This window comes from Rhizobium esperanzae (assembly GCF_014197615.1).
Taxonomy (GTDB): Bacteria; Pseudomonadota; Alphaproteobacteria; order Rhizobiales; family Rhizobiaceae; genus Rhizobium; species Rhizobium esperanzae_A.
In genome coordinates this window covers 1-25,880 of the sequence record NZ_JACIFY010000028.1, presented here as the reverse complement: position 1 = coordinate 25,880, position 25,880 = coordinate 1, and the positions used below count along the sequence as shown (strand labels likewise).

The 25,880-nt window shown below is 61.8% G+C and carries 26 protein-coding genes and 1 pseudogene; 9 read left to right on the top strand and 18 right to left on the bottom strand.

The genetic code is table 11. From position 1 onward, the window contains the following. Positions 1-44: 44 nt before the first annotated feature. A complete protein-coding gene (locus tag GGD57_RS27255) occupies positions 45-257 on the bottom strand; it encodes a 4-oxalocrotonate tautomerase (RefSeq protein ID WP_184473307.1) in 213 nt (70 codons plus the stop codon). 99 nt (positions 258-356) lie between these two features. On the opposite strand from GGD57_RS27255, the gene GGD57_RS27250 reads away from it, so the two are divergent. The 4 genes from GGD57_RS27250 (at position 357) to GGD57_RS27235 (ending at position 3,107) form a co-directional block, all read left to right on the top strand. Then, positions 357-1,241: a LysR family transcriptional regulator gene (locus GGD57_RS27250; RefSeq protein WP_184473283.1), complete on the top strand. Its 885-nt coding sequence runs from the start codon at positions 357-359 to the stop codon at positions 1,239-1,241. Between the two features lie 199 nt (positions 1,242-1,440). Further along, positions 1,441-1,866, top strand: coding sequence for a hypothetical protein (locus tag GGD57_RS27245; RefSeq protein ID WP_184473282.1), 426 nt, complete (start codon positions 1,441-1,443; stop codon positions 1,864-1,866). 444 nt (positions 1,867-2,310) lie between these two features. After that, positions 2,311-2,595: a DUF1778 domain-containing protein gene (locus tag GGD57_RS27240; protein ID WP_184473281.1), complete on the top strand. Its 285-nt coding sequence runs from the start codon at positions 2,311-2,313 to the stop codon at positions 2,593-2,595. Continuing rightward, positions 2,595-3,107 carry a GNAT family N-acetyltransferase gene (locus GGD57_RS27235; protein WP_184473280.1) on the top strand — a complete coding sequence of 171 codons (513 nt, stop codon included), beginning with the start codon at positions 2,595-2,597 and terminating at the stop codon, positions 3,105-3,107. Before GGD57_RS27240 ends, GGD57_RS27235 begins: the two co-directional genes overlap by 1 nt. Positions 3,108-3,118: 11 nt before the next feature. Here the strand turns inward: GGD57_RS27235 and GGD57_RS27230 are convergent, their stop codons facing one another. Beyond that, positions 3,119-3,889, bottom strand: a complete 771-nt coding sequence (locus tag GGD57_RS27230) for an SDR family NAD(P)-dependent oxidoreductase (protein WP_184473306.1) — start codon at positions 3,887-3,889, stop codon at positions 3,119-3,121. A gap of 317 nt (positions 3,890-4,206) precedes the next feature. Between GGD57_RS27230 and GGD57_RS27225 the strand changes: the two genes are divergently transcribed. Further along, positions 4,207-4,641, top strand: coding sequence for a hypothetical protein (locus tag GGD57_RS27225; protein WP_184473279.1), 435 nt, complete (start codon positions 4,207-4,209; stop codon positions 4,639-4,641). Between the two features lie 84 nt (positions 4,642-4,725). Here the strand turns inward: GGD57_RS27225 and GGD57_RS27220 are convergent, their stop codons facing one another. The 11 genes from GGD57_RS27220 to GGD57_RS27170 all read right to left on the bottom strand — a co-directional run bounded on the left by GGD57_RS27220 (position 4,726) and on the right by GGD57_RS27170 (position 15,115). After that, positions 4,726-5,601 (bottom strand): FHA domain-containing protein, encoded by an 876-nt coding sequence (locus GGD57_RS27220; RefSeq protein WP_184473278.1) that lies wholly within the window; start codon positions 5,599-5,601, stop codon positions 4,726-4,728. A 2-nt stretch (positions 5,602-5,603) separates the two neighbouring features. Then, positions 5,604-6,509 carry a type II secretion system F family protein gene (locus GGD57_RS27215; RefSeq protein WP_184473277.1) on the bottom strand — a complete coding sequence of 302 codons (906 nt, stop codon included), beginning with the start codon at positions 6,507-6,509 and terminating at the stop codon, positions 5,604-5,606. After that, positions 6,506-7,369, bottom strand: coding sequence for a type II secretion system F family protein (locus tag GGD57_RS27210; RefSeq protein WP_184473276.1), 864 nt, complete (start codon positions 7,367-7,369; stop codon positions 6,506-6,508). The genes GGD57_RS27215 and GGD57_RS27210 overlap by 4 nt, the downstream gene beginning before the upstream one ends. A 112-nt stretch (positions 7,370-7,481) precedes the next feature. Beyond that, positions 7,482-9,380, bottom strand: a complete 1,899-nt coding sequence (locus GGD57_RS27205; protein ID WP_184473275.1) for an ATPase, T2SS/T4P/T4SS family — start codon at positions 9,378-9,380, stop codon at positions 7,482-7,484. Between the two features lie 20 nt (positions 9,381-9,400). Then, positions 9,401-10,327 carry a Flp pilus assembly protein CpaB gene (gene cpaB, locus GGD57_RS27200; protein WP_184473274.1) on the bottom strand — a complete coding sequence of 309 codons (927 nt, stop codon included), beginning with the start codon at positions 10,325-10,327 and terminating at the stop codon, positions 9,401-9,403. Then, positions 10,324-11,253, bottom strand: coding sequence for a hypothetical protein (locus GGD57_RS27195; RefSeq protein ID WP_184473273.1), 930 nt, complete (start codon positions 11,251-11,253; stop codon positions 10,324-10,326). The genes cpaB and GGD57_RS27195 overlap by 4 nt, the downstream gene beginning before the upstream one ends. Further along, positions 11,254-11,919 (bottom strand): TadE/TadG family type IV pilus assembly protein, encoded by a 666-nt coding sequence (locus GGD57_RS27190; RefSeq protein WP_184473272.1) that lies wholly within the window; start codon positions 11,917-11,919, stop codon positions 11,254-11,256. Then, positions 11,891-13,534, bottom strand: a complete 1,644-nt coding sequence (locus tag GGD57_RS27185) for a TadE/TadG family type IV pilus assembly protein (RefSeq protein WP_184473271.1) — start codon at positions 13,532-13,534, stop codon at positions 11,891-11,893. Before GGD57_RS27185 ends, GGD57_RS27190 begins: the two co-directional genes overlap by 29 nt. Then, on the bottom strand, positions 13,531-14,328 hold the full coding sequence (locus tag GGD57_RS27180; protein ID WP_184473270.1) for a TadE/TadG family type IV pilus assembly protein: 798 nt from the start codon (positions 14,326-14,328) through the stop codon (positions 13,531-13,533). The genes GGD57_RS27185 and GGD57_RS27180 overlap by 4 nt, the downstream gene beginning before the upstream one ends. A gap of 5 nt (positions 14,329-14,333) precedes the next feature. After that, positions 14,334-14,897, bottom strand: a complete 564-nt coding sequence (locus tag GGD57_RS27175; RefSeq protein ID WP_184473269.1) for an A24 family peptidase — start codon at positions 14,895-14,897, stop codon at positions 14,334-14,336. A gap of 14 nt (positions 14,898-14,911) precedes the next feature. Beyond that, positions 14,912-15,115 (bottom strand): hypothetical protein, encoded by a 204-nt coding sequence (locus GGD57_RS27170; protein WP_018246152.1) that lies wholly within the window; start codon positions 15,113-15,115, stop codon positions 14,912-14,914. A 472-nt stretch (positions 15,116-15,587) separates the two neighbouring features. Here GGD57_RS27170 and GGD57_RS27165 point away from each other — a divergent pair, with 472 nt between their 5' ends. Next, complete coding sequence (locus GGD57_RS27165) at positions 15,588-16,904, top strand: CpaF family protein (RefSeq protein WP_184473268.1); 1,317 nt, start codon at positions 15,588-15,590, stop codon at positions 16,902-16,904. 85 nt (positions 16,905-16,989) lie between these two features. Here GGD57_RS27165 and GGD57_RS27160 read toward each other — a convergent pair whose 3' ends face one another. Further along, a complete protein-coding gene (locus GGD57_RS27160) occupies positions 16,990-18,396 on the bottom strand; it encodes an RtcB family protein (protein ID WP_184473267.1) in 1,407 nt (468 codons plus the stop codon). A gap of 792 nt (positions 18,397-19,188) precedes the next feature. Then, positions 19,189-20,745 carry an RNA-binding protein gene (locus tag GGD57_RS27155; RefSeq protein ID WP_184473266.1) on the bottom strand — a complete coding sequence of 519 codons (1,557 nt, stop codon included), beginning with the start codon at positions 20,743-20,745 and terminating at the stop codon, positions 19,189-19,191. Positions 20,746-20,955: 210 nt separating this feature from the next. Between GGD57_RS27155 and rtcR the strand changes: the two genes are divergently transcribed. After that, entirely contained in the window at positions 20,956-22,563 is a 1,608-nt protein-coding gene (gene rtcR, locus GGD57_RS27150) for an RNA repair transcriptional activator RtcR (protein WP_184473265.1), read from the top strand. 17 nt (positions 22,564-22,580) lie between these two features. Here the strand turns inward: rtcR and GGD57_RS27145 are convergent, their stop codons facing one another. Beyond that, positions 22,581-23,474 carry an NAD(P)/FAD-dependent oxidoreductase gene (locus tag GGD57_RS27145; protein ID WP_184473264.1) on the bottom strand — a complete coding sequence of 298 codons (894 nt, stop codon included), beginning with the start codon at positions 23,472-23,474 and terminating at the stop codon, positions 22,581-22,583. Positions 23,475-23,673: 199 nt separating this feature from the next. On the opposite strand from GGD57_RS27145, the gene GGD57_RS27140 reads away from it, so the two are divergent. Together GGD57_RS27140 and GGD57_RS27135 are read left to right on the top strand one after the other, a co-directional pair. Continuing rightward, positions 23,674-24,321, top strand: coding sequence for a TetR/AcrR family transcriptional regulator C-terminal domain-containing protein (locus GGD57_RS27140; protein WP_184473263.1), 648 nt, complete (start codon positions 23,674-23,676; stop codon positions 24,319-24,321). A gap of 34 nt (positions 24,322-24,355) precedes the next feature. Beyond that, complete coding sequence (locus GGD57_RS27135; protein ID WP_184473262.1) at positions 24,356-25,219, top strand: class I SAM-dependent methyltransferase; 864 nt, start codon at positions 24,356-24,358, stop codon at positions 25,217-25,219. Positions 25,220-25,244: 25 nt separating this feature from the next. Here the strand turns inward: GGD57_RS27135 and GGD57_RS27130 are convergent, their stop codons facing one another. After that, positions 25,245-25,418, bottom strand: a complete 174-nt coding sequence (locus GGD57_RS27130) for a hypothetical protein (protein WP_184473261.1) — start codon at positions 25,416-25,418, stop codon at positions 25,245-25,247. 171 nt (positions 25,419-25,589) lie between these two features. Further along, positions 25,590-25,880, bottom strand: a pseudogene (locus GGD57_RS27125) (HlyD family type I secretion periplasmic adaptor subunit); the annotation flags it as partial.

Sequence of the window (25,880 nt, the reverse complement as noted above, 5' to 3'; positions counted from 1 at the left end):
GCGGCGGTGCCGGACCGCTCGCCCCTCGGCGTGCGGGGCGTCTCTCAGCCCTCGGATTTCAGCTTGCCGCCGGTCGCCCAGGAATCCTTGGCGATCTCCGTGATCAGAATTTCCACCGATTCCGGCGGGCACACCAGGGTTTCGACGGCGGCTTTGGTCGCTTCGCGCACGAAGGCGCGCTTCTGATCGTCGGTGCGGCCGGGATGCATCTGCAGGTGAAGAATGGGCATGTTTTCTCCTTGGTCACGGTTGGTTATGTCCGCCGCCTTGGCGCGGACATGACGACTATGTTGTAAATAACAGGGTTGATAAATAAGCTGCGAGTGTCTTCATTCGAAACCTGGAAGTAGGCAATCATGGACAAGCTGGCCGGCATGGCGATGTTCGTCAGGGTCATCGACAATGGCAGTTTCGCCGCCGCTGCGGAGATCGCGCAGGTGTCGCCCGCCATGGTTGCCAAGCATATCAAGACGATCGAGACCCGGCTCGGGGCGAAGCTGATCCATCGCACCACGCGGCGCCATCAACTGACGGAGGTCGGCCAGCTCTATTACGAGCGCTGCAAGCGCGCGCTATCCGAAGTGGCGCTGGCCGAGGCTTCGGCAAGTGAGCTGCAATCGGCGCCGCGCGGCCGGCTTCGGCTGGTGGCGCCCGTCAGCTTCGGCACGCAGAACCTGGTGCCGGCGCTCGTCGAGTACCAGAACGCCTATCCCGACGTCAGCATCGAGCTGTCGCTCGACAACAATGTCCATGATCTCGTCGGCGAGGGTTTCGAGCTCGGCATCCACATTGGCCCGCTCGCCGACAGCAGCCTCGTCGCCCGCCCGCTCACGCCCTACCGGCGGATCCTCGCCGCCTCACCGGACTATCTCGCCCGCCATGGCCGGCCGGCTTCGCCGGAAGCGCTGACCAATCATCTCTGCCTCGGCCACTCCTACTGGCGCAAACAGGACCGCTGGCATCTGGTCGGGCCGGGCGGCGAAATACGCGACGTGCTGATCTCGGGAAAATTCTCGACCAACCAGGGGGCAGCACTGCGCATGGCAGCGCTGAGCGGCGCGGGCATCGCGCTGCAGCCGGAACTGCTGCTCGCCGCCGACATCGCCGAGGGCCGGCTCGAGCAGGTGCTGCCGGAATGGTCCTACAAGCCAGTGCCGATGTCGCTCATCTACGCCCCGAACCAGCGGCCGACGGCGATGTTGCGCACGGTGATCGATTTCCTGGTGGAACGGTTTGGCTGACGACATCAGCCGGCTCGATAGATAGCTATCCCTGCGAGATCGAAATGCGGGGCATCCGGACGAAAAGAGTACCCGAAGCGGCGATCATGTGATGGTTGGACCGGAGCCGTAAAACGAGAATAGGGTCCGGCAAGAAACCCATAAGACGGCGACTACCTATCTCCCGCGGCGCAAATAAGTGATCATCAGGAGTGTGGAAATGAAAGAAATCGCATGGAGAAACGATGACGACGGGATGCTTCTTGGCGCCAGAGCCCACGATGCTAGATTGATTTCGTTGGAGTTTGTGAACCGACGCCGGCTTCTTTTGACTTTAAGGAGAGTTGATGGAACGGAAGTAAAACTCTCGTATGAGGGGGTTCAAGAAATTTCCCTCGGGCAAATTTGGGATGATTCGATAGTCATCGATATTTTCATCTGGAGCGTCGAAAATGTGCCGGCTTCGCAGTCGGTAGATGCGGGATGGAACGCATTGTTTCAGGGGCAGGCAGGCCTCCAATATCTTCAGGAAGATATAAGGAAAATAATCGATCGAGATAGGTTTCAGTTTTTGTCCATCATCGGCTTCGTCAACGGCACGTCAACGGCGGTGGTTTGCAAGACCCTGCGCATCGCAGAAGCTTGAGTGCTAGGAATGGCCGGTCAACCGCTCATCTTGAAGTTAATAGTTGGGACCTGCTTCGGCGCGTGTCTCGTAAGCTTCGCTGTCATTTTTTGGGTGATAATCAGGGTGCTCATTAAGACCGGCTGTCTGATAGATAAGCCGGAAGACCATGACCTTGACTGGCGGGAACGGCAAGCACGCAGGCGCAACCGCTTCGACAGGTACTACGTTGCCGACGAGTTTCGTCCATTGCGCAAGGCAGCCGCCATCGCATGGACAGCTTGGCTTCTGTCTTTCAGTTCCCTTCTTTTAATAGGGTTTCTGTTCGGCGAGAGAGCGTCGCACTAGGCAGAACCACGATCTTCCAGCTTTGTAGCAGAACCCGCAATCAATCGAACCGCAACGCCGCAAAATAGATACACATTGTGTATGCGCCTTGGTATGCTGACCTCAAAGGAAAAAACCATGGCCAGCAAAAACGCGACCGATACCCATAAACGCGCCGTCAATTTGAAGGTGCGTGACGACATTCGCGGCCTGATCGACCGTGCAGCCAAGGCTCACGGGAAAACCCGGTCGGATTTCATGATCGACGCCTCGCGCCGCGCCGCCGAAGACGCGCTTCTCGACCAGACATTGGTGCAAGTCGATCCGGACAGCTATAAACACTATCTGGCCGTCCTCGACCAGCCGCCAAGCGGCGAAGGTTTCGAACGGCTGATGAATGCTCCCAAACCCTGGCAGCCGTGATGTTGTCACCGCCGGCGCTTCTCGGCGAAGCGCACGATCTCCAACTATTCAACAGCGGGCACGATAGTCTCGATGAATGGCTGCGCCGCCGCGCGCGGGCCAATCAGGTCAGCGGCGCATCGCGAACCTATGTGGTCTGCGAGGGCGAGCGTGTCATCGGCTACTATTGCCTGTCATCGGGGGCGCTTGCGGTCTCGCACGCACCGGGAACGATCCGACGCAATATGCCGGACCCCGTTCCCATGGCGGTGCTTGGTCGTCTTGCTATCGATCGGAACTGGCAGGGAAAAGGCGTCGGAGCCGCGCTGTTGCAAGACGCCGTTTTGCGCACAGGGCAGGCGGCGCATATCATGGGCATTCGCGGCCTTCTGGTTCACGCAGTCTCCGACGAAGCTAAAGCCTTTTACGAGCGCTATGGGTTCGTCGCGTCGCCCGCCAACCCTATGACCTTGGTGTTATCGTTGAAAGCGCGACAGGCTTTAACTGCCGCATCGGATCGCCTTTACCGCTGATGTGCTTCGCCTCAGGCGACCGACCACCCACCGTCCACCAGCAGGTTCGCGCCGGTGATCAGGCTTGCCGCCGGCGACGCCAGGAAGACGACGGCACCGACCACATCATCGGTTTCGCCGATCCGGCCGAGGGGAATATGATCGAGCGTCGCTTTGCGATTGGCGGGATCGGATAGAAAAGGGGCCGTACCATCCGTGTGGATGAAGGTCGGCGATACGGTGTTTACGGTGACATTATAGGCTGCCCATTCGGCTGCGAGGCAGCGCGTCAGGTGATTGATTGCCGCCTTGCTCATGCAATAGATTGCCTCGCCGCGCAGGGCCACGGTGCCGGCCTGGGAGCTGATATTGATGATCCGGCCCTGATTGCGCTTGATCATCTGCCGCCCGACCGCCTGCGTCATCAGAAAAGTGCCCTTGATGTTGACATCGAGGATCTCGTCAAGGTCCTTCTCCTCGACGAGTTCCGCAAGATTGCCGGGCGCCACGCCGACATTGTTGACGAGGACATCGATCCGGCCAAATGCCGCTAACGCCGCGTCGACGGCTTGCGCGATATGGGCCTTGTTGGGAAGCTCCAGTTCAACAGCGAGAACTTTGCGTCCCGCACCCTCGATTTCGGCAACCAGATCCCCCGCGGCTGCGACATCGCGGACCCCCAAAACAATATCGGAGCCCGCCGCAGCACAGGCAAGCGCGCAAGCCCCGCCGATGCCACGGCTCGCTCCCGTCACCAAAGTCACCTTGCCCGCAAGGCTGAAGTCCGGCGCATTCTTCTGCATCATGCTGCCTCCCCCGATGAGACCCAATTATGGCAGGGTCGGCGGGCGGATGCCAGATGCTCTGCGGATGTTGAGGCGTTCCTAACCTCGCCTGACCTGTCCGACGGTCCATATACAAATCGCGGGTCGGAGAACGTAGCGCCGGGGTTCAAGAGAGCCTCATCCTTGAGGTGCCCCGCAGGGGCCTCGAAGGACGAGGCGAGTGTGCCGGACGTACGACGCTGCAAACCCAATCCTTGCTGGCTTCGCGCCAGTAGCGGTCATTGCAGAAGTCCTGCTATCAAACCAAGCAGCCCTTTCTCTTTTGGTGAAAAGCAATGACCTATCGGACTATCTATTCAGATGTGGATTTCGCCGAGATGGGTTGGCATGATGCCACTGTCTACTCGATCACGTTCCCCCAAGCAAATTTCACGATCAGCTTCGACATCGATTACATCTTCAAATGGCACAGGACACAGACAGAATTGCGAGGATGGGACGTGGCTCCCTGCACCTTGGAGTTTCAGAACATCTCTGATCTCAAGATGTCGCTAGACTGGCAAATGCAGGGTGACACCACGATTCTGGACATTACTCGGCAAAACAGGCAGCTATCGCCGAACGGAAAGTTTGTTTGCTGGGACTACCGGGTTGAGCTTGATGTAGGGGTGGTTAGCTTCACTGCTACCGGGTTCGAGCAGGTTGTGCGCACCCCATCGATTTTTTCAGAATCTCAGTCTCTCGGGCGGAAGAACAGAGTTCTTGAGTAGCGGGAAATGGGCGGCCGTGAAGTCCGCATGGGCCGACAGTGGTCATTGGCGCGTGGGCTACGAGCAGCTGCACCGAACCAGCATTCACCGCCGCGCCGGCGGCTTCGTGGCCGCTCGCCGCTGCAGCGCGAAACGCGCCGCCGAGCAGTTGATGTCGGGAACGAGATCGTAGGTCTGCTGGTAGAGGCTCTGCGCCAGCGTGTTGTTGCCGCGATTTTCCGAGGCAAGGGCCGCGAGCGCCGTGCGTTTATAGGCCTCGACGATCGGTTCGGCGGCCTTTGCGAGGGCGGCGTCGTCGGAGGGTTCGGCGGCTAGCGAAAGGGCCGCATAGGTCGCCTCGCCATCGCGGCCGACGCGGCCGCCGACCGCACCATTGAAGCTTTGCTCGGAAACCTGGCGCATGCGCCTGGCATTCTTGATGCAGGTCGGGATGCGGGCGGCCTCCGCATTGATGCGTTCGGCCGTCGGGCCGCTCTCGGCGCTCTCGCCGCCGGAAAGGATTGCGTAGCCGATGATGCCGACGATGGCGAGATAGACGAGCCCCATGCCCGCGAGGAAGGCCGGCTGCTTGAGGAGCGGCTTCTTCGGCTTGGTGTCGCCCGCCTTGGCGGCCTCCTTCTTCGGCGCCTCCTTGGCGGGGGCCTTTTCCAGAAACTGGAATTCGACGTCCTTGCCGAGACGGAAACTGTCGCCGGTTTTCAGCGAGGCCGTCTGCAGCAGCGCTTCGCCGCGCAGCATAATCGGGTTCAGCCCCATGCGGCGGATGATGAAGCCGCCGTCGCTCTGTTTTTCGATGCGCGCATGGATCGGCGCCAGGAACGGGTCGTCGACGACGATATCGGCGTTGGCGGCGCGGCCGATCGACATTTCCGCCCGGTCGAGCACATGGCTGCGGCTCTGGCCGCCGGGACCGGTCTGCAGCAGGCTGGGTTTGTTTCCGCGAAAAAAGGAAAAGGCCATGATCAGAACATCCCACTCGACATCATCTCGACAATTGCCGGCGCCAACACCAGAAGCAGGATCGACACGACGATCATCATCGCCGGCATGACGATCTTGGCTTTCAGCTTTTCGCTGGCCCGGTCGGCTTTCTCCCAGCGGCGGAAGCGCAGGTCGCGCGCATGTTCGCGCAACAGCTCGACGCGGTTGCTTCCCTCGACCTCACCCTGGATCACCGCGCGGATGACCCGCACCACCTCTTCGGCGGTCATCCGCCGCTCCAGGCGCTGCAGCGCCTCGACCATGCCGGTGCCGAGCGCCACGTCCTTCAGCGTCTGGTCGATCTCTTCGCTCATCACAGTGCCGGGGGCCGCCTCGGCATAAAGCCTGAGGCTTTCCGGCAGCGTCGCCTGCGCCTGCTGGGTCATGACGACGAGATCGAGGAAATAGGGAAATTCGCGTGAAATGCGCTCCTTGCGGTCCTGCATCTTGTCGTCGGCGACCACCCAGAAATAGATGGCCGGGATCAGGCCGAGGATCAGCCCGGCCACCAGCCCGCCGATGATGCTGCCGCTGGCAATGCCGAACAGCACGCCGAGCAGGACGAAGCCGAACAGGCTCATGACGACGAGAAGGGCGATATATTCCCGTCCCGTCACCCCGCCGAACGGGCGGCCGCCATAGATCAGCTTCTGCTCGAGCTGCGCGCCGTAATCGGCAAGAACCGGCTCGAAATGGGCGAGCACGAATTCGACCGGCGTACGCATGCCGATGCTGTCGACGATATTGGGCGGCGGCCCATCGCCGCCATGGGAGCGGCGCACCACCTGGATGCTGCCGAGCAGATCGCCGATCCACCAGACGATGAGCGCCGCGGTGATGCCGGCAAAGACAATGGCGATCAGGGCGAGCGGGATCTGCGACATCATACCGACACCTTCATCATCGAGCGCATCCAGAAGAAGCCGGTGGCATAGAGAATGGCGCCGACGATCGCGATGACGATGCCGATGGCGTTGCCGAACACCTTGTCGATCAGCTCCGGCTGACCGAAGAAGATCATCAGGATCATGAACAGCGCGCCGCCGTTGACGACGCGGAAGTTCATCCGCGCCTGCGACGACGAGGTGCTGATCTTCTGGTCGAGCTTCCAGATTTCCTTGAAGGATTTCGACATTTCCGTCAGCGGCTCGGATATGTCGCCGCCCTGGCGGGCAAAGAGGCCCAGCGCCGCATCGACCATCTTGAAGTGCAGGCTCGGCACGGTGCGGCCGTGGCGGTCGAGCGCCTCGACCAGGCCGATGCCGAGCTTTTGTTCGCGGGCGATGCGCTCGAACTCGCGCGAGGACGGCATCTGGCCGGTATCGGCCACCGCATTGACGGCGACGGCGAGCGGCTTGCCGGTGCGCACCGCCGAGACGATCTGGTCGACGGCATAGGGAAGCTGGGATTCGATCTGCAGCCAGCGGCGCTGCAGGAAATAGCGGATCATCGCCTTGGGCAGGAAGAAGGCGACCGGGATGGCAAGGACGATGCCGAAGATCGGCCCGAAGATCAGCGAGACCACGGCAAAGACGACCACCGCCGTGATGCCGTAGGCAAGGATCATCGTATAGGGCGGCACCGCATCGCGCCCGAAGACCTGGGCCGCCTCGCTGGCAAGCGCGATATCGCGTTCGGTCGCCCGCAAGAGCGGCGCCGGCCAGCGCACCGGCGCGCCCCAGACCAGCAGCCCCGCGGTCACCGCGCCGAGGGCGACCGTAAAGATCTGCAGAATGCTGATATCCATGGCTTCCCCCTCAAAGCAATTCCAGGAAAAGTGCGAAGCGGTTTTCCGTCCAGAATTGCGTAAAAACAAAAACTTAGAGCGGTTCTGGGCGTCCGTGAAACGCTGAACCGCTCTACACGAACATATCGAGTTTTTCGATTTCGCCGTCTTCCCCGAACTCGACGAGTTCGGCGACGAAACTCGGCAGGTAGCCGGTAAAGGCATGCACCGCCTGGCCGCCGGCGCGGCCGACCAGATGGAAGATCGGCTCGACGATGACGAGGCCGGTATCCGGATCGATGCCGATCACCTCGGATATTTCGGTCACCGCGCGCCGGCCGCTTTCCAGGCGGTTGAGCTGCACGACGAGTTCAACGGCGGCGACGATCTGCTGGCGGATCGCCATGACGGGCAGCGAACTCTGGCCCTGCAGCACCATCACCTCCAGGCGGGTCATCATGTCCTGCGGCGTGTTGGCATGCGCCGTCGTCATCGAGCCGGCATGGCCGGTGTTCATCGCCTGCAGCATGTCGATCGCCTCGGCCCCGCGGCACTCGCCGACGATGATGCGGTCGGGGCGCATGCGCAGCGCATTGCGCACGAGATCGCGGATGGTGACGCTGGTTTCGGATTCGGCCGTCTTCGGCCGCGATTGCAGATAGACGACATGGATGCCGTCGAGCTGCAGTTCGGACGTGTCCTCGACGGCAACGACGCGCTCGCCGATCGGGATGAACTGTGACAGGCTGTTCAAGAGCGTCGTCTTGCCGGAGCCGGTGCCGCCCGAGACGACGATATTCTTGCGGGCACGCACCGCCGCTTCGAGGAAGGCGCGCATCGGTTCGCTGAGCGCCCCCGCGGTCACCAGCTTGCTGATGTCGAGCCGCGACTTGCCGCCGAATTTGCGGATGGTCAGGCAAGCGCCCTTGACCGCCAACGGCGGAATGACGGCGTTGACGCGCGAACCGTCCGGCATGCGGAAGTCGGCCATCGCCTCGCTCTCGTTGATCGAGCGGTTGGAATCGACGGCGATGCGCTCGATCACCTTCATCAGCTGCCGCTCATTGGCAAAGGCGAAAGGATAGCGTTCCAGCAGGCCGAATTTTTCGACGTAGATCTCGTCGTAACGCGTCACCATGATTTCCGAGATGACGTCGAGATCCATCAGCTCCGAGATCGTGCCCCAGCGATACATCAGCTCCTCGATATTGGAGCGCAGATGCATATGGGCGATCTCGTAACGGTCGCCCGCATTGAAGAGCGCCTGCCGGGACTGGAAGGCGGCGCTGAACCGCGTGTCGAGCTGGGCGAAGTCGGAACGGGTGGATTCGAAATTGAGCTTCAGCTGCAGCGCCGAGATCAGCGCCTTGCCAACATCGAAGAGCCGGCGATTGTCTTGCTCCTCGCGCGCGAGGCTCGCCGCATTCGACGAGGCGTCGCGCCGGCCGGTGCGGGCGATGCGTTTGGCCAGCCACCGATAGACGGCGTTCTTGATGACGAGGATGACGAGATCCTGCGGTGCTGCGTCCAGCGCCTCCTTGATGAACATGTCGAGCCGCTCGCGGATGCGGTTTCGCGTATCCTCGCGCCCGAAATCCGAAGACTTCACCAGCCGGTCATATTGCGTGTCTTTTAGCAATCGCTCATGGATCTCCATCTGCAACGCCAGCACCCGCTCCTGGTCCGGAAACTGCGTCACCGCTTCCTGAGCCGCCGCTGGTTCAACAAGTTCAATCGTGACATTCGGCACCCAGATCGACATGCCGGCCGAGACCGCCACCGGCGTACCGGCCCTCAGCGGCTGGTCGTCGACCCGCGTCGGATTGCGGCCATGATGCTGCACCGACCAGCCCAGGCCGGATTTGCGCAGCACGAATTGCGGCGAGGAAACATGGCTGCCGCGCAGCCGCACGACCCCGGCGCCGGCCGGCAGCGAAAGCGTGCTGCTTTCGCCGACGAAATAGGTCTCGTTCGACGAAAGCGGGATCACCTCCCGCCCGCTGCCGTCCTCATAGGAAATCTTCAACAGCATGGCTCACTCCCCCGCGACCGTCACATGCGCGTCCAGTTGATGCTCGGCAGGTCCTCGACGGTATTGTCGGCCGGATTGCGCAGCACGAGGTTGAGGCTGCCGTTCGATTGGCCGAGCGCAAAGATCAGCATCTCGGCTTCGGCCGGCGTCACTTCGACGGTCACGTTGTTGTAGGTGCTGTTGGCCTTGGTGACCGCGCCTTCCGCCGTCGTCGCCGCGCCGACGGCCAGCACTTTGACATTCTGCAGGAAGGTGCGGGTAACGACGCGGGTCCGCGAGCTGATGCCGAGTTTATAATCCTGCGCCTGTTTGCGGTAGGCGTTGACGTCGTTCTCGTCGGCGCCTGGATATTGGGTCAGGTAGTTCTTCAGCATCTGCTCGACCGGTGAGGGCGGCTGGGCCGGAGCCTGTGGCTGACCGGCTGCTGCAGGTGCCTGACCGGGAACGGCAGGCGCTCCCGGTTGGGTGGCAGCCGGGGGTGCAACCGGCTCGACCGGCTCATCGACGGTGCCGAGAATATCGACATAGCTGCCGGGCTCGACGAAGTGGCCGACCGCAGCAGCGGCGTTGACAGGCAGGGTCAGCGCCCGCTTTCCGGGCGCGATCATCGTCGTCAGGCGCCCGCCGTCATTGTCGTCGAAATACTGGAAGAGCAGCACCGAGCCGGCCGGAATGTCGGCCGCGGCCGTCCGATCCTTCAGCCATTCCCGGTAGGCGCTCGCCGCCGGTACCGCGAGTTTGGCCAAGGCCCCGAAGCTTTCCGGCAGCATCACCGGTTCGGCGAGCATGTCAGGCGTGATCGCCTGTCCTCTCGTCACCTTGCGGTCGGGCTGGAGCCGCATGAAGGCATAGGCCACCTGCTCGTTCTTGACGCTCTCGGTCCAGAAGTACAGCAGAACGCCGGTGATGAGCCCGACGATGACAGCGGCAATGAGCTTCCAGTTCATGGTGTTATTCCCCCTACGAAGGGTTGCCTGATTTGAATGACCTCGACGGTCCGACCGTCGGCCTTGCTGCTGGTGTAAAGAACATTGGCTTCGACGCTGCCGCGCCGGCCGTAAAGCGCAATCACCCTGCCGCGCTGAGCCGGCGGGGTCTCGATGGTGAAACCGTCGCGGGCCAGAAGATCGGCGCGCTGATCCGACCAGCGCGAGGCGGTGAGCGTGCCTTTCGAGACGACCGTGCGCGACGTATGGCCCTTGTCGCGATCGCCGATATCGCTCAGCACTTCGACGCCGGCGGGCGGGCGCAGCGACATCGGCAGCTTGCTGACATCGGCGGGCGCGGCAAAGGCCGGCAGCGTCGAAGCGACATCGTCGAAGCGGCTCATCAGCACCTCGGTCATCGGCGCATCGGCGGGACGACGGATCATGATCGAGACGCCGGGGATCGGCGCTCTTGCCGAAGGATTGTTCGGGTCCTGGCGTTTGAGATAATCGAGGGCCGCCTCGCCGTCGCCGTCGAAGAAGCGCACCACCACGGCAAGATCGTCGCGGATGCGGCTCACCTTCGGGACGATCAGCATATTGGCGGCGATGACGGCGGTCAGTTCCTGCCTGTCGCTGCTTTTCGGCAAGGCCGGCCGGGTATTGGCGGCCAGTACCCGCAGCCATTCGTCGGTGATATCGGAAATGCTGCGGTCGCTCTGATAGGGCGTGAATTCGAGCGGCTGGCCGTTGATGACGAGATCGCGCGGCGCCCGTTCCGGCGCACCGAGAATGCCGGCCAGCATCGAATTCAGCGTCGCCTGGAAATCCTTGTAGACCTCGGCATGGCCCGGCTTGGCCACCACCACGGCAACGAGCCCGATGACCAGGGCAATACCGGCGAAATGGCCAGCGAAACGGATTGAGATGCGCGCGCCCTGTCTCATCTATTTCGCCCCCGGAAAGACACCGTCGAAGAGATCGCCGGAATCGTCGGCGACATCGCGGATTTCGCGCCGCAGCGTCGGATCGTAGCCCCGGCGCGTGATATCGTTGTTGTGCGAGGCAAAGAGCGTCGCGTCGTCCACGGTGAAGGCGTCCTTCCAGCGGATGCTCCTGATCGTATCGAGATCATCGGAATCCCTGAACTTGTAGACGCGGTCGGCCGTTGCGGTGACGAGCTGCGGCTTTTCATTGGCGAGATCGCCGACCATATCGCCGAAGTCTCGGCCGTCGCGCTTCAGCGTGTTCTGCACGTCGTCCCAGACAAAAGTGCGCTGCGGGTCGCCGCCGCCTTCATGCGATGGGGTGCGCGAGCAACTGATGGCATCTCCTCCCGGCAGTGCCGGCAGGGCCGGGAGCGGGAAGACATTGGAAAAGTCGGAGGTGCAGTCCAGCCCATTCGCCTCGGCGAAGGCAGAGTTGCGCATGGCGAGCATGGTGCCCACCTTCTTGGTGGAAATCCTGTTCGCATGGATCATGAAGATCACGATCAGCAGGATAACAGGTGCGGCGAGCACGAATTCGATCGAGGCGAGACCGCGCCGGTCGCGATGCAGCCGCATCAGCAGGCCGCCGGCATGTTCAGTGTGTGTTGACGGCAGCCCAGGCATTGGCTCCTCCCTGGTCGAAGACGCGGGTCAGGCCGGTGAAACTGTCGGCGGCCGGGCTCTGCTTGATGGTGTTCGAGACCTGGCCGATATCGTCGGCAAGCGTGGCGGGCGCCAGCGATGCGAGCCAGTCCTGCGTATAGAGGTCGAAGGCCGTGTAGTTGTGGACCCAGCTCTGCGCCAGGGCATAGGCCGACGGTGTCTTGTCCTTGAAGATGCGGATCTGCAGCCTGGCGCGCGGGGCGCGGGACACGATCGCCAGCGTCTGGTAGTCGTCGAGCTGCTCGCCGCCGAAGGGCGTGAAATTGAAGGGGATGCGGCCTTTCAGCCAGTAGGGCTTGGGTAAGGAGATGACGGGCAGGGGGGCACCTGCCACGGAAATCGCGCCGCCGGCCGGGCCGCAGACCTGGTTCCAGATCATGTCGAACTTGCGGGTAAAGTCGTTCTTGTCCTTCGTCTGCGAGTCCGAGTAGCGCGGCGGTACGTCGATCGGCAGCTGGAACGGGTTGGTGATGCCGAAGCCGACGCCGAAGACTTTGTCGGCGATCCAGAAGCTGGCATCGAGCGCCAGTTCCTGCCACCAACTGAGATCGCCGGCATATTGTTCGACAATCGCTTTGAACGGCACCTTGCTCAGATAGGCCGGGCCGAAGGCTTCATAGAAGATGTAGAAATTCACCAGCGCATTATCGATGCCGCTCTTGTGGTTGACCCAGTCGCGGATGTGGCTGCCGTCGACGCCGCCCGCGGTCAATGGACCCTTGCCGTTGGGGAAGCCGCGGTTGGCAAACTCGCCGCGCATCAGCAGCGGGTCCTGCCCTTGCGTGCCGTTGCTCATCGCCAGGCACATTTCGGTATAGGCCGCAGCGGGATTGATGCCGTCGCGATCGACCGGCAGGTTGCCGCCGGCGCCTTCTCCGGCGTCGTTGCAGGATTCGCACGGCGGATGGAAAACGACGTGATCCGATTTGTTCAGGCGCACCAGGTGCAGGGCTTCGTTGCCGACCCGCTGCGGAAAGCTCTCGACGAGGTAGTCATTGAGATCGTTCATGCCGTCGATGATGTCGCTGGACTTCACGATCAGGCCCCAGGGATCATAATCGATCTGTGCTTTGACCGTATATGCAATCGCCAGGCTGGCTTCCGTTGCTCGGAACCCCTGGAACGCCAGGCAGGCACCGTAGATGATGCCGCCGACGATCGGAACCTTCTGCCAGCCCGGGCAATAGGGCATCGGCGGCAGCGGCGGCAGCAGCGAGGCCGGTCCGAAACCTTCGGTGAAAGAATATTCGGCGAGTTTGGCCAGAATGGCGGTCGAGCGCAGGGCCAGTTCCGCGGTGGTCAACTGGAAGGCGACCGAGGTCGCCATGACGACGGTGGCCTGCGACGAGGCGACGTTGTTCATCGCCATGATGTTGAGATAGCGCGCTTCCCAGTCGGCATGGACGAGTGCTGCCGCATCGGCGGTATCCTGCGTGCGCTGCTTGTCGTAGATCATCTGTCCCGTGTTCAGGATCCAGACGATCATCAGGGCGAGCGCGATCGTCATGTAAAGGATGATCGGCGACAGGAAGCCGCGTTCGTCGCGGTGCAGGCGCTTGACGAGAGACGGTGTCATAGCAGGTTCACCTCCGCCTTCGAGATCGTGTAGTAGCGGCCGTCTTTCCTCTGGCCGCGGGCAAAGACCCAGCCGGCATATTCGAGCAGCAGGAAGCGCGCTTCCACCTTGGCGGTGACAGGCACCTGCGGCGAGCGGTTGATGGCGGCATAGAACGCCATCGGGGCGCGGTCGACGGTGACCGTAACGTTCTGCGGGTCGAACATGTAACGGGCCTGGTTGCGCATCGCCCGCCAGTTCTTCGAAAGACCGGAGGCATCGGCAAGGGCCTTCAGCGCTTCTTCCGGCGGCTGGCAGGCGCCGACGCATTTCAACTGGTCGTAGGGGGCGGCCGGGATCAGCGCCAGACGGGCGGCGAGATCGGCCTTGCCCGCTGCAGCGTCGTCATCGCAGGTCTTCGGGCCGATGAAGCTGTGGATGGTGATCGGCAGGGCCGGGCAGAAATAGACGCGGGCGCTGCGGGCCGCCGCATAGGCGGCATAATGGGTGAAGAGGTGGTTTTTGGCCAGGATCGCGAACTGGAAGACCACGAACATGAAGAAGACGAAGACCGGCGTGACAAGCACGAAATCCATCATCGTCGTGCTGCCGGAGACATCGCCGTGCAGCTCCGATATCCGGCGCCGGCGGGCGGAAAGCCGCGGCAGCAGCAGCATCGAGGCAAGCAAGATCATGGCGATCGCGAAGGTGCCGAAGAGCGCGCCGTGATCCTCGGGGATCCAGAAGGTCCGCGAGTGCAGGATCGAACTCCAGAAGGCGCCGTCGAAGAGAGGGCGTTCGAGTTCCGCGCGCATTGCCGTTACCTCACGAGTGAAAGAGGGGTGAAACCAGGCATGAACAGGCACCAGAGAAGTCCGAGAGCGGCGGCAACGCCGAAGCGGACGGTATGATGGGTTTCGCGCGGCTTCAGCACGGAAGCGGCATCGCGGAAGCCGGCAGGCAGGAGCAGGGCAAACAGTCCGACCGTTCGGGCCAGCACGCTCCACTGAACCCGTCGCGCCATGGAGAAAACGGCGATGACGCCGCCGACCATGAGCGATGCGAGGGTCACGTCGATGGCGGGCCACAGGCCGAGAATGGCGCCGAGCGCCGCCATCAGCTTGACATCGCCGCCGCCGCAGCTTCCGGCTGCGAAGGCGATGATGAAGATCATGCCGGCCGCAACGAGGCCTGCAAAGGCAAGACCGATCCCTGCGAGACCCCCGCCGGCCGCCGCCAGCATGAAGCCGGCAAGCAGGCAGGGATAGGTCACGGCGTTCGGGATGTGACCCCGGCGGTGATCGAGCACCGCCGCGGTCATGGCGCAGGCGACGGCAAGAGCCGCCGCCGCAGGCATCAGGGTCAGATCGTAGGGCATATCCATGACACCGGACCCGCTTATTGACCCGGCTCAGGAATTCTCTCGGCGTCGGAGAGAGCCGTGTTCTTTTCGTTGAACCATTCGCCGATCTGTTTGCCGAATGCGAGCAGAAGCAGCATCAGCGGGATGACGATCAGGGCGACGGCCAGGACGATCTGGGCCATGTCGCCACGTTCGTCCTTGTGAAGTGCAATTGCGAGAGTCTTGAGTTTTCCAAACATATGCGTATTCCTCGTTCCTAGGTTTGTTTCGGATCGAAGACCTTGGTGAAGATGAAGCAAGAATACGCTATCGATCCGAACCAGCACGTTGCTCGTTCCAATGATAATTTCTGCTTCGGTTTTTCTTCCCCAGTGGCCAACGCTTGTTGAGCAACACCATTAAGACCCAAGAGTGCGCCCAAGGCCAGCCCTCCGTCAAGCAAACGAAACGAAGGGTTCCAATTGCTTTGGAGGCGTCCCTTGATGAAACAGAGTTGACGGCGGCAATTTGCAACTAACCTCCTGAATAATATACAGATTTTCCGTAAATAAGAGGCCACCCGCGGGCTTTGTAAACTGCCGCCGACCGCCCCATAATTGGTCAATTCTTTCAAAGCGATAGAATAGACGGCCAGCGAACGCCATATCGGCCGCTCGCGCATGACGCGGCCATGGCGTTGCTTGACGATCTGGATTAAGCTTCTCCGACGTCATGGGCTTGGCCCTTCAGTCGTTCCGGAGAAAGAACCATGGAAACGATGAGCAGCGTCTTGATACTTGCATTGGTCCTCATTCCACTGATGATGTTCTTTCCGACCGCCGTTCAGATGATGGCGACACTGTTCGGCATGAGCACAGTTCTTGTCGGGATGCCGCTCTGATGAAGGCCGTTTCCGACGACGCTGCCGAACAGGCGACCTTTCAGGTCCTGACCCGGGCGCTGGACAAACTCTTGGGACCGATCCGCTTCCTTCTCGAGGACCCGAGCGTTTCCGAAATCCTGATCAACGGAACCTCCGACATCTTCGTCGAAAGGCGAGGCAAGCTCGAACGCGCCGATACGCGCTTCGCCAGCCGCGAGGACCTGGAATCGGCCGCGCGCAGCATCGCGCAATTCTCAGGCAAGCGGCTGACGCCGGAGGAGCCGAGCGTGGAAGCCCGTCTGCCGGATGGGTCCCGCGTGCAGATGATCCAGCCGCCGGCCGCCCGCACCGGGCTCTGCATCTCCATTCGCCGCTTTCTGAAAGAGCATCGCAGCATCCGCGATCTCGTCACCCAGGGCAGCCTGACCGAGGAGTCGCTGTCGCTGCTGCAGGCAGCCGTCGGGCTGCAGAAGAATGTCATCATCTCGGGCGGCACCGGCACCGGCAAGACGACGATGCTGAACGCGCTGTCGGAAGCCTTTGCCGACCACGAACGCATCATCGTCATCGAGGACACGTCGGAACTGCAGATCCGCAAGGAACACGTGGTCTATCTCGAAGTGACGAAGCCCGACCGCTTCGGCCGCGGCGGCGCCAGCATCCGCGACCTGTTCCGCTCGTCCCTGCGCATGCGGCCCGACCGCATCATCGTCGGCGAATGCCGCGGCGGCGAGGCGCTCGATATGATCCAGGCAATGACCTCCGGTCACAGCGGCAGCCTGTCGACCGTGCATGCGAACACGCCCTACGATGCCCTGCACCGGCTGGAGACGCTGGCGCTGATGTCCGACATCGACATGCCGCTCAGGCCGCTGCGGGCCCAGATCGCCTCGGCCGTCGACGTCGTCGTGCAGATCGCCCGCTTCAAGCGCACCGGCAGACGCCGGGTGATCGAGATTTCCGAGATCAAGGGCCTGAACAATGACGGCCAGTATATCGTCGAGAGCATCTATAAGCTCGAGGGTGACGGCCACTCCAATTCCGACGGCGCACTGCTCTGGACCGGCGTGGTGCCGAGCTTTGCCGCCGATGCGATGGAAGAGATAGCGGACGGTGAACACCCCGAATGGGTGAAGGCTGATCCCGCCATTCGGGCAACGGCTTGAAGCCTGTTGGCGGACGCGACCTCGGAACTGTCTGTCCGGCATGGTGCGTCGAGGGAAGGCAAGCCTGGTTGCCTTTCCTCATGTTTCACTGACGCTTTTTGCGCCAGGGCGCGTTCTTCTGCCAGTCGCCGGCCATGATGCTCCCGTAGGGGATCACTTCGTCGACCACTTCGGCGAGACCGTAGTGCTCGATCTGTGCCCGCACGTTCGCAGCACTCTTGTAGGCACTCGGCAGTTCCGACACGTCGGCGAAACCGGAGAAGAACCGCGCGTCGAGACCGCTTGTTTCCTTCTCCAGAATGGCCGCGATGTTGTTCGGGCTGAGCCCCCGCGAATCCGCCCCGTACTCCGCAGACAACTGCCTCATATGCGCGCTGCGCGAAAAGTTGCGGCCAGCGCCATGCGGCGAGAAGCCGAGGCCATGGGCAGCGTTCGAGCCGCGAACGATCAGGATCGGTTCCGCCATATTGAGCGGAATGATGGTCAGATCGGTCGCGTCATGCGCCCAGTTGTCAAAGGCAGGGGTCGCGCCCTTTCCGTGGTAGAACAGCCCGTCCGACTTCCGGAAGACGAAATTATGCTCGTTCCAGAAGCGGTCCGCGACCTTGGTCGAAAGATTTTCCGCCGCCATGTCGTGAAGGACATAGTGGTTCTCCTTCGTCCACTGGCGGATCGTCTGCAGCGCCGACCAGTAGGCATCGCCTTCCTCGGTATCCGCCGGAATCCAGGCATTCTCCCTATGCGTCTCAGGCGAGATGCGTTCCCGAAACTGGTTGGCGACCTTCATGCCCTTGTCGTAGAGCCGCGCTCCCGGTGCTCGCGATCCATGATGGGTCACAAGCGCGGTTTCCCCGGTCGACTTCATCGTCCCGACATAGGCGAAATGATTGCCGTCGCCCTGGGTCGCGAAATGCTCGATGCTAGCGCTGAGCACTCCGTCACGCAGATAAGGATTCTGCTGAAAGGCTGAAAGCGTCGCCTCGGAAGGCTTGAGCTGTGCGCCGCGCGGACGACCCCCGGGACCGAAATGCGTCACGGCATGCACGGCGTCCAGAAGCGACTTCGGATCCACGCCGGGGAAGATCGAAATCGCCATGGAGCAGCAGATATCGGCCGAATGCATGCCGGGATGGATCGCTTCCGACGCCACCACACCACCGACCGGGATCGTTCCGACCGGACCCGCCGGGCAAGCGTCCGGCATGATCGCGGCGGAACGGACGACGGGTGTGCGCACCAGCGCCCGCATCGTCGCATTGACCTTCTCGACATTGTCCTGTTCGAAGGCGTTCTCAGCGCGGATGTTGGAATAGATCTCGATATCGTTGTCGGCCCTCAGGGCAAGCGTCGGCCCCGGCTGGAAGCTCCTTGCCGCCTCCAGGGCATCCGCCACGGAGCCGCCCTTGCTCAAAACCGCATTGGCCGCGTCGAGAGCCGGGCGAAACCACTTCCCCTGGCTCATTCCGGCGTCGATCAAATCCTGTCCGCTCATTACCGCTATCATTGTCTTTTCTGCGTCTGCAGTCCTTCTTGTTCCGTTGCTTTTCTTCACACCGCCTGAGCGACGAGCATTGCCGGAGACCTATCACCGCACGCATTCCATCGTTATGGCGCGATGCGGCCCCTGTAGTCGCCGACGGCATTCGCCCAGGGCTTTCTTCATCATCCCGGCGACGAGATATGGCAGGACAGTTTACTGAGCTACGCGCTCCTTTCGGAAGCACGGGATGATTTGAACACCCGACCTGCCCGCCGGAAATCCGATGGGCCGCTCTTTCCTTGTAGTCCTGCCGGCATTCGCCGGGTTATTCCGTCCCTGCGGGACAGGGATAGTGCATGCCATGCAGCGGCGACGAGGATGGACGAAACCGGATGGCCCCGCTCGTGCCAGAGAGCGTGTGCCCAGGAGGAGTCGAACCTGCCAGACCATCCAACTTTGGAGGCTGTAGTTCCGTCCGGCATTCGCCACTGCAATTCCCATCATGGCGACAAGTGACCAAAGAAACTTCCCGCTACCAGAGGGATATACCATCACCTGCAGGGTTCGAACCTGCCGCGGCCATGTAGTTCCCATGCATTCGCCATGTCATTCCATTGGTCCGTGACGACGAGGTGTGGTGAAACAGCCTGCTCTATCCGCTGAGCTACGGGTCCATGAACTGGAGGACCCGACGGGATTCGAACCCGCGACCAGGAGATTAACGATCTGTAGTTTCATCCGGCATTCGTCACGGCTCCCGCGCCGTTCACGGCGGCGCGGGGGTATTGCTTTTTGCGAGCCCCGTCAGAGCTCGATCGCCTCGATGGCTTTCACCCAGCCATCCGCTCCCTTGCTATTGGCCGCGAAAGCCGTGATCACTCCATAGACGGCATCGGAGAAGCCGCCGATGTTGAGCACATCTTCCCGCGTCGGCGCCTGTGTCGTCGCATGGGGCTGGATGTCGAGGCAGACCAGCTTTGCAGCCGGGTTGACCCGCTTGATCCTTGCCCATTCCGTCATCACGGCCGTCGGCTGGCCGCTCCCGCGCGCATCCACCCAGGATTCATTGTCCGAGATGAACACCACGAGATCGACCTTGGCCTTCTCGTTTGCCAGCTTCTTCAGCGGTGCGGAGCAATTGGTTCCGCCGCCACCGATTTTCGCCAGCTTGCCGGCATTGGTCATCACCGAATCCCGCTTGTTGAGGCTGACATGCACCACGTCATTCTCGAACGGCAGCACCCGCGCCTTCGGGTTGCGCTGCAGGAACGCCGCGGTCATCAGACCGGCGACATCGATGCAACGAACCGAGGACGTCGCGCCCTTCCGGTAACCGGTGACGGGCGAGCCCATGGACCCCGACACGTCGGGGCACAGCACCACGTTGCCCGTCAGGGACGGCACGTTGGCGATGGCGATATCCATCGCATCCTGCAGCGCATCCCGCACGACATCCGGCACCTGGCCATCGACCATCTTCCACGCCATCATCAACTGATAGGGGAAGACCTTTGCCTTGCGGATTTCCTCCGGATCGGCAAGCCGCGCCGCCAGCGCCTCGGCAAAACCCCCGACCTCGAACACGCCGTTGCGTGCAAAGGTGTTGAGGTTCTGCCGCACCATCTGCCAGCCGCCCTTGCGGGCGATTTCGACCCAATGCTCCCGCGTCAGCGGCAGCGAGGTCAGCATCTGAAACGGCACATCAGGCACTGGCGCCGTCTGGTCGCGCCGGAACGCTTCCAGTGCCTTGACGAGTTCCGGCAGTGCCGCGTAGTCGTGCGGCTTGCCGATCGCCCAGGCATAGAGCGCCTTGCGCTCCTCCGTCGCCGGCTTCGGATGCACCATGCGGATGACGTCGGCGAGCGAAGGATCGTTTCCGACCATCGCACGCAGGATCTGCTCGGTGCTGGCCCGTTCGAGCCACGCCTGCACCATCTTCTTCGGGCGTGTGCCGAGCGACTTGCGACCCGTGGCGCCGGAGCGCATGACCTGCACGAAGCCGCGCAGCATCTTGCCGCTCTTCACCACCCGCGGAAATGCACGGGCGAAGGCATCGCTCTGAAGGCTGGAGAGCATGGCGAGCAACGTCACCGGCATGTCCTTCATGTGACCCTTTTCAGCGGCGTAAACAGCCACCTTGGCGAGAAATTCCGGTTCGACCTCAAGGGCGAGCGTCTTTACCGCATCGAGCTGCTCAGCCCCATCCGCATAGAAGGTGCCGTTGAAGGTGCCGGTAACGGCATATTGCGCCAGCGCCTCACGCGGCGTCAGCCGGTAGGCCGGGGCCGCTTCATGATTTTTTGTATCCGTTCCCGGAAGCAGCTTGCCGAGGTAGGTTTTGAAGATTGCCTTGTTGACCATGACAGCACCTGTTGTTTGGTTCGTGCCAGATACATTTCAAGACGCGTGCCAGTTTGCAGAAAAGATGGCGATATCCGCGAAATTTTCGTTCATCTATCTGTTTTTAAAAGAGGAATTTTTATGTCATCGCCGAACGCAATCATGAATTGCGAAAATCCGATCCCGATTATATTATCGCAAATTATCTTGTTTTATAATTTTGGATAAGAGATGAAACGCCGCGTTGCCATCAGCATATTGGGAACCACGCTCGATGCGGGGAAATGGGAAAATCGCTGGAGCCGCTGGCGGCCCAATGTCGCGCTTTGCCAGCAACCCGGCCTGTTCATCGACCGGCTGGAACTGATCCTCGACAACCATTCGCAAGCGCTCTGTCACCGCATCGTCGCCGACATCGAAACCGTGGCGCCGGCAACGGAGGTGCGGAGCAACATCATCAACTTCAAGGACCCCTGGGATTTTTCGGAGGTCTATACGAACCTCAGGGACTTTGCCCGCAACTACAGCTTCGACCCCGAAACGGAAGACTATCTCGTCAACATCACCACCGGCACCCATGTCGCACAGATCTGCTGGTTCCTGCTGACCGAAGCCCGCATCATTCCCGGCCAGTTGCTGCAGCTCTCGCCGCCGCGCGACCGCGAGCCGGAGCAGGATTTTGCCGGCACGCATCGGATCATCGACCTCGATCTTTCCCGCTATGACGAGATCGCCAAGCGTTTCGCTTCCGAGCGGGAAGACGCCGCCTCTTTTCTGAAATCGGGGATTTCGACGCGCAACGCCGCCTTCAACCGAATGATCGACCAGATCGAAAGGGTGGTGATCCGCTCGACGGCGCCCGTTCTCCTGACCGGGCCGACCGGCGCCGGCAAGTCGCAACTCGCCCGCCGAATCTACGAGTTGAAGAAGAGCCAGCGCAAGGTCAGCGGTCCGTTCATCGAGGTCAACTGCGCGACGCTCCGCGGCGACCAAGCCATGTCCACCCTGTTCGGCCATGTGAAGGGCGCGTTTACCGGCGCTGCCGGCGAGCGTGCCGGCCTGCTCAAATCCGCCGACAAAGGCGTGCTGTTCCTCGACGAGATCGGCGAACTCGGTCTTGACGAACAGGCCATGTGCCTGCGCGCCATCGAGGAAAAGAAATTCCTGCCCGTGGGCGCCGATCGGGAAGCATCCGCGGAGTTTCAGCTGATTGCCGGCACCAATCGCGATCTTGGAGAGGATGTCCGCAAAGGCAGGTTCCGCGAAGATCTCTATGCCCGGCTGAACCTCTGGACTTTCCAGCTGCCGGCGCTACGCGAGCGCAAGGAGGACATAGAACCCAATCTCGACTTCGAGCTCAGGCGCTATCTGGAGCGCGAAGGCGAAAATGTGACCTTCAACAAGGAAGCACGCGACCGCTATCTTACTTTCGCAACTGGGCCGCAAGCCGTCTGGAGCGCCAACTTTCGCGACCTGTCGGCGTCGGTGACGCGCATGGCGACCCTTGCGCCGCATGGGCGCATCACAACCGACGTCGTTGACGATGAAGTCCGGCGGCTGAATGCGTTTTGGCGCAGCTCAAGTGACGACGGCAGGGTGGATCTGATCATTGAAGAAGTGCTAGGTGCGGAGGCTGCTGCCAGCCTCGATCGCTTCGACACAGCCCAGCTTGCCACCGTTCTTCACACCTGCCGTCAACATGCCACGGCAAGCGCTGCGGGCAGAGCCCTGTTTGCGATGTCCCGACTGGAGAAAAAGAGCAGCAACGACGCCGATCGCCTGAGTAAATATCTCGCGCGCTTCGGCCTAAGATTCGAGGACATCAGGAAAGCCGGATAGATCTTGGAATATGGCTCTCAAACCAGCATCGACTGCTGGGCGAAGATACCCGCCATTGCGCCTTGCCATGATGCCGTGGTGACCGAGGGCATTCCGGGATTGGCGAGGTCGCCGGCGGCGTAGATGCCGGGCATGCTAGTCTCGCGGCGTTCGTCGGCCTTGAGCGCGATGCCGCTGGGCGTATCGACTGTGGCAAGGCCCAGTAATTCATGCAGGCTTGCGGACGGCTTGTTGCGCGGATGCGCGAACAGGATGTCGACTGCGACATCGGGACTGGAATCGAGCTTGACGGTGGAATTATGGCCCCCGTGACCGGCGATTTCAGTGATCCGGCCATCGATGACAGGTATGTTGCGGCGCGCGAGATCGGCCCGGATATCGGCCGGAATGTCGTGGCCATCGGCGAAGACCGTCAGCCGCTCGGTCCAATCATGGAACAGCCTGACCTGATTGTGCGACTGCGGGCCGGACCAGACAAGGCCCCAATGCTGGCCGGCGACTTCAAAGCCGTCGCAATAGGGGCAGGGCACGATGGAGGTGCCCCAGCTTTCGGCAAAGCCCGGAACATCAGGCATCTGATCCGCGATGCCATAGCTCAGGATCACGCGGCGCGCCTTGAGGCTTTCGCCATCGCCAGTGAGGACGGAGAAGTTGTCGATTGCGCCGGAGACACTTTCAGCCCGGGCACTGACCAGCTTGATCGTGGGATAACGCGCCAGCTGCTGCCGCGCCTCGGCCAGGATGTCCAGCGGCGGCTTGTGATCGTGTCCGAGCAGACCATGCGAGTGGCCGGCGAAGCGGTTGCGCGGCAGGCCGGTGTCGAGAACGGTAACCTTGCGGCGGGCACGGCCGAGTTGAAGGGCGGCTGCGAGGCCGGCAAAGCTGCCGCCGATGATGACGACGTCATCCATGGTGATGGGCTCCGTGTTGTCGATGGAGGGGAGCGGGCTGAGCCTGGTGCGCAATATCGTCCCGCGATGCGCACTCCAAATCGCTGTGCGGCCAGACGAAACCTGAATTGGAGGGCACGACAAATCCACTGTTGGAATTTTTGATACTGCATAGTATCGTAATGCATGAATAAAGATACTGTCAAGGATCATAATTGCCGTGACCGGGAATAGTCGAGGCCGGCGCGGCCGGCCAACCAATGAGGCGCTCGGCCAAACCATAGTCGACGCCGCCGCCGAACTCTTTGCGGAGTTGGGTTTCCAAGCGACGACCTTGGATAAGGTCGCCCAGCGAGCGAAGATATCCAAGCTCAGCATCTATCGGCACTTCGAGAACAAGGAGGCGCTATTTGGCGCGGCGTTTGCCGCCCGCTGCCAGCAGTTAATACCACAGGCCCTTTTTGAAGGCGTCGACGGTTCGGCCGAGGATCAGCTCATGGCGGTGGGATCATCGCTGCTTCGCACGCTGCTGCGCCCGGACGTCCGCAGTGTTGAAGCCATGGTCATGGCCGACACGCCGAACCAAAAGTCGTTGAGCAAGGTCCATTACGAAGCCGGCCCCGCTCATATCATCGCCCAAGTCGAGGTCCTGTTGCGTCAGTTGCATGCGAAGGCGGCTTTGAACGTGCCCGATCCTCTCCGGTCCGCCCGCTTGTTTGCCGCGCTTTTCAAAGGATCCGATCTCCTGATTATCGCACGCTTCGATGAGGCGAGAGCAGAGGACGACAACGAAATTGAAGCCTATTGCCGGTCGGCTGTCGCCATGTTCATCGCCGCGCACGGTGGCAGCGACCACGCGGGCAGATAGCCTAGTTAAGAATGGATCAGAACAAGGATATGGCATGGCAGAGAAAAATGTTTATCAGGTAACCGACTGGAATGGCCAAAGCGGGGAGCGCTGGGTCGCCCACCAGGCCCGGCTCGACGCCATGCTGGCGGTGTTCGGCCAGGCCGCGATCAAAGCCGCCGCGCCCGCGACGGGTGAGCGCGTGCTGGACGTCGGCTGCGGCGCGGGGGCGTCTAGTCTGGATTTGGCCGCCCGCGTCGGCGCGGAGGGCCATGTGCTGGGCGTGGACATATCCGAACCGCTGATCGGCAGAGCGCGCGCACTAGCGCCGCAGGATACGCCGGCCCTGTTCCAGGTGGCTGACGCCAGCAGCGCCGAGCTGCCCGAGGGCGCGTTCGATATCCTGTTCTCGCGTTTCGGGGTGATGTTCTTCGACGATCCTACGGCGGCGTTCGCTCATATGCGCCGTGCGCTCAAGCCGGGCGCGCGGGTCGCTTTCGTCTGCTGGCGCGGCATGGCCGAGAACGACTGGGTGCGCTTGCCGATGAGCGCGGTCAAGGGCATCGTCCCGCCGACCGCGCCGCCCGATCCCGAAGCGCCCGGCCCATTCTCCTTCGGCGACCGCGGGCGGGTTGCGCGTATCCTGACGGCGGCTGGCTTCACCGATATCGCTATCGCGCCATTCGATGCCTCCATCCCGTTCGGCGAGGGGAGGACGCGGGACGCGGCAATCGACGACGCGGTGAAGATGACCCTCGAGGTCGGCCCGCTGTCGCGCGCGCTCGCTGATCAGCCAGACGACATACGCGCCCGCGCCTCGGCGGCGGTTCGTGACGCCTTTACGGGCCGCCCCGGTGAGCGGTCGGTGATGATCGACGGCGCAGTGTGGATCGTCACGGCGCGCAATCCGGCAAGCTGACAGGGATTGACCGGCGTGGTGGCCCTCAACATGCGACGGCAAGCGCGGCGGGCAGAGCCTTGTTTGCGATCTCGCGACTGGGGAAAAAGAGCAGCAACATGCCGACCGCCTGAGTAAATATCTCGCGCGCTTCGGCCTCAGATTCGAGGACATCAGGAAAGCCGGTTAAGGGCTTGTGCCGGGAACCGAACGTAAACATCTCTTTCGCTCATCATATTCTCGGCAGCGCCGACAGGTCAGAGCCCGAAAGCCGCATTGTCTTGCGCCAAATACCTATAGCTGCTTCCTGCCTTCTCCTGTGGCCTCAAACCACGTATGTTCAGGTTTTTGATCTTGAGGCCTCACGCCGACCGGCGGCTGGTAACCGGCTTTATCTTTCCTGCATCGCCTCCGACGCGATTTCAGCAAGGGGCGAGTAGAGATATTCGAGGATGCGGCGGCTGCCGGTCTTGACCTCGACGGTGACGGACATGCCGGGGGAGAGGGGGACGCGCGTTCCATCGATGTCGATGCTAGCGACATCAGGCTTGATGACGACGGGGAAGACCAGGTTCTGGACACGCTGGGCATTGCCGATCGGGATCAGGCTCTGCAATTCCTTGGCGGGCTGACCTTCGAGCTGCTGCGCATCCGGTTCGGGAATGGCATCGGTGGCGACACG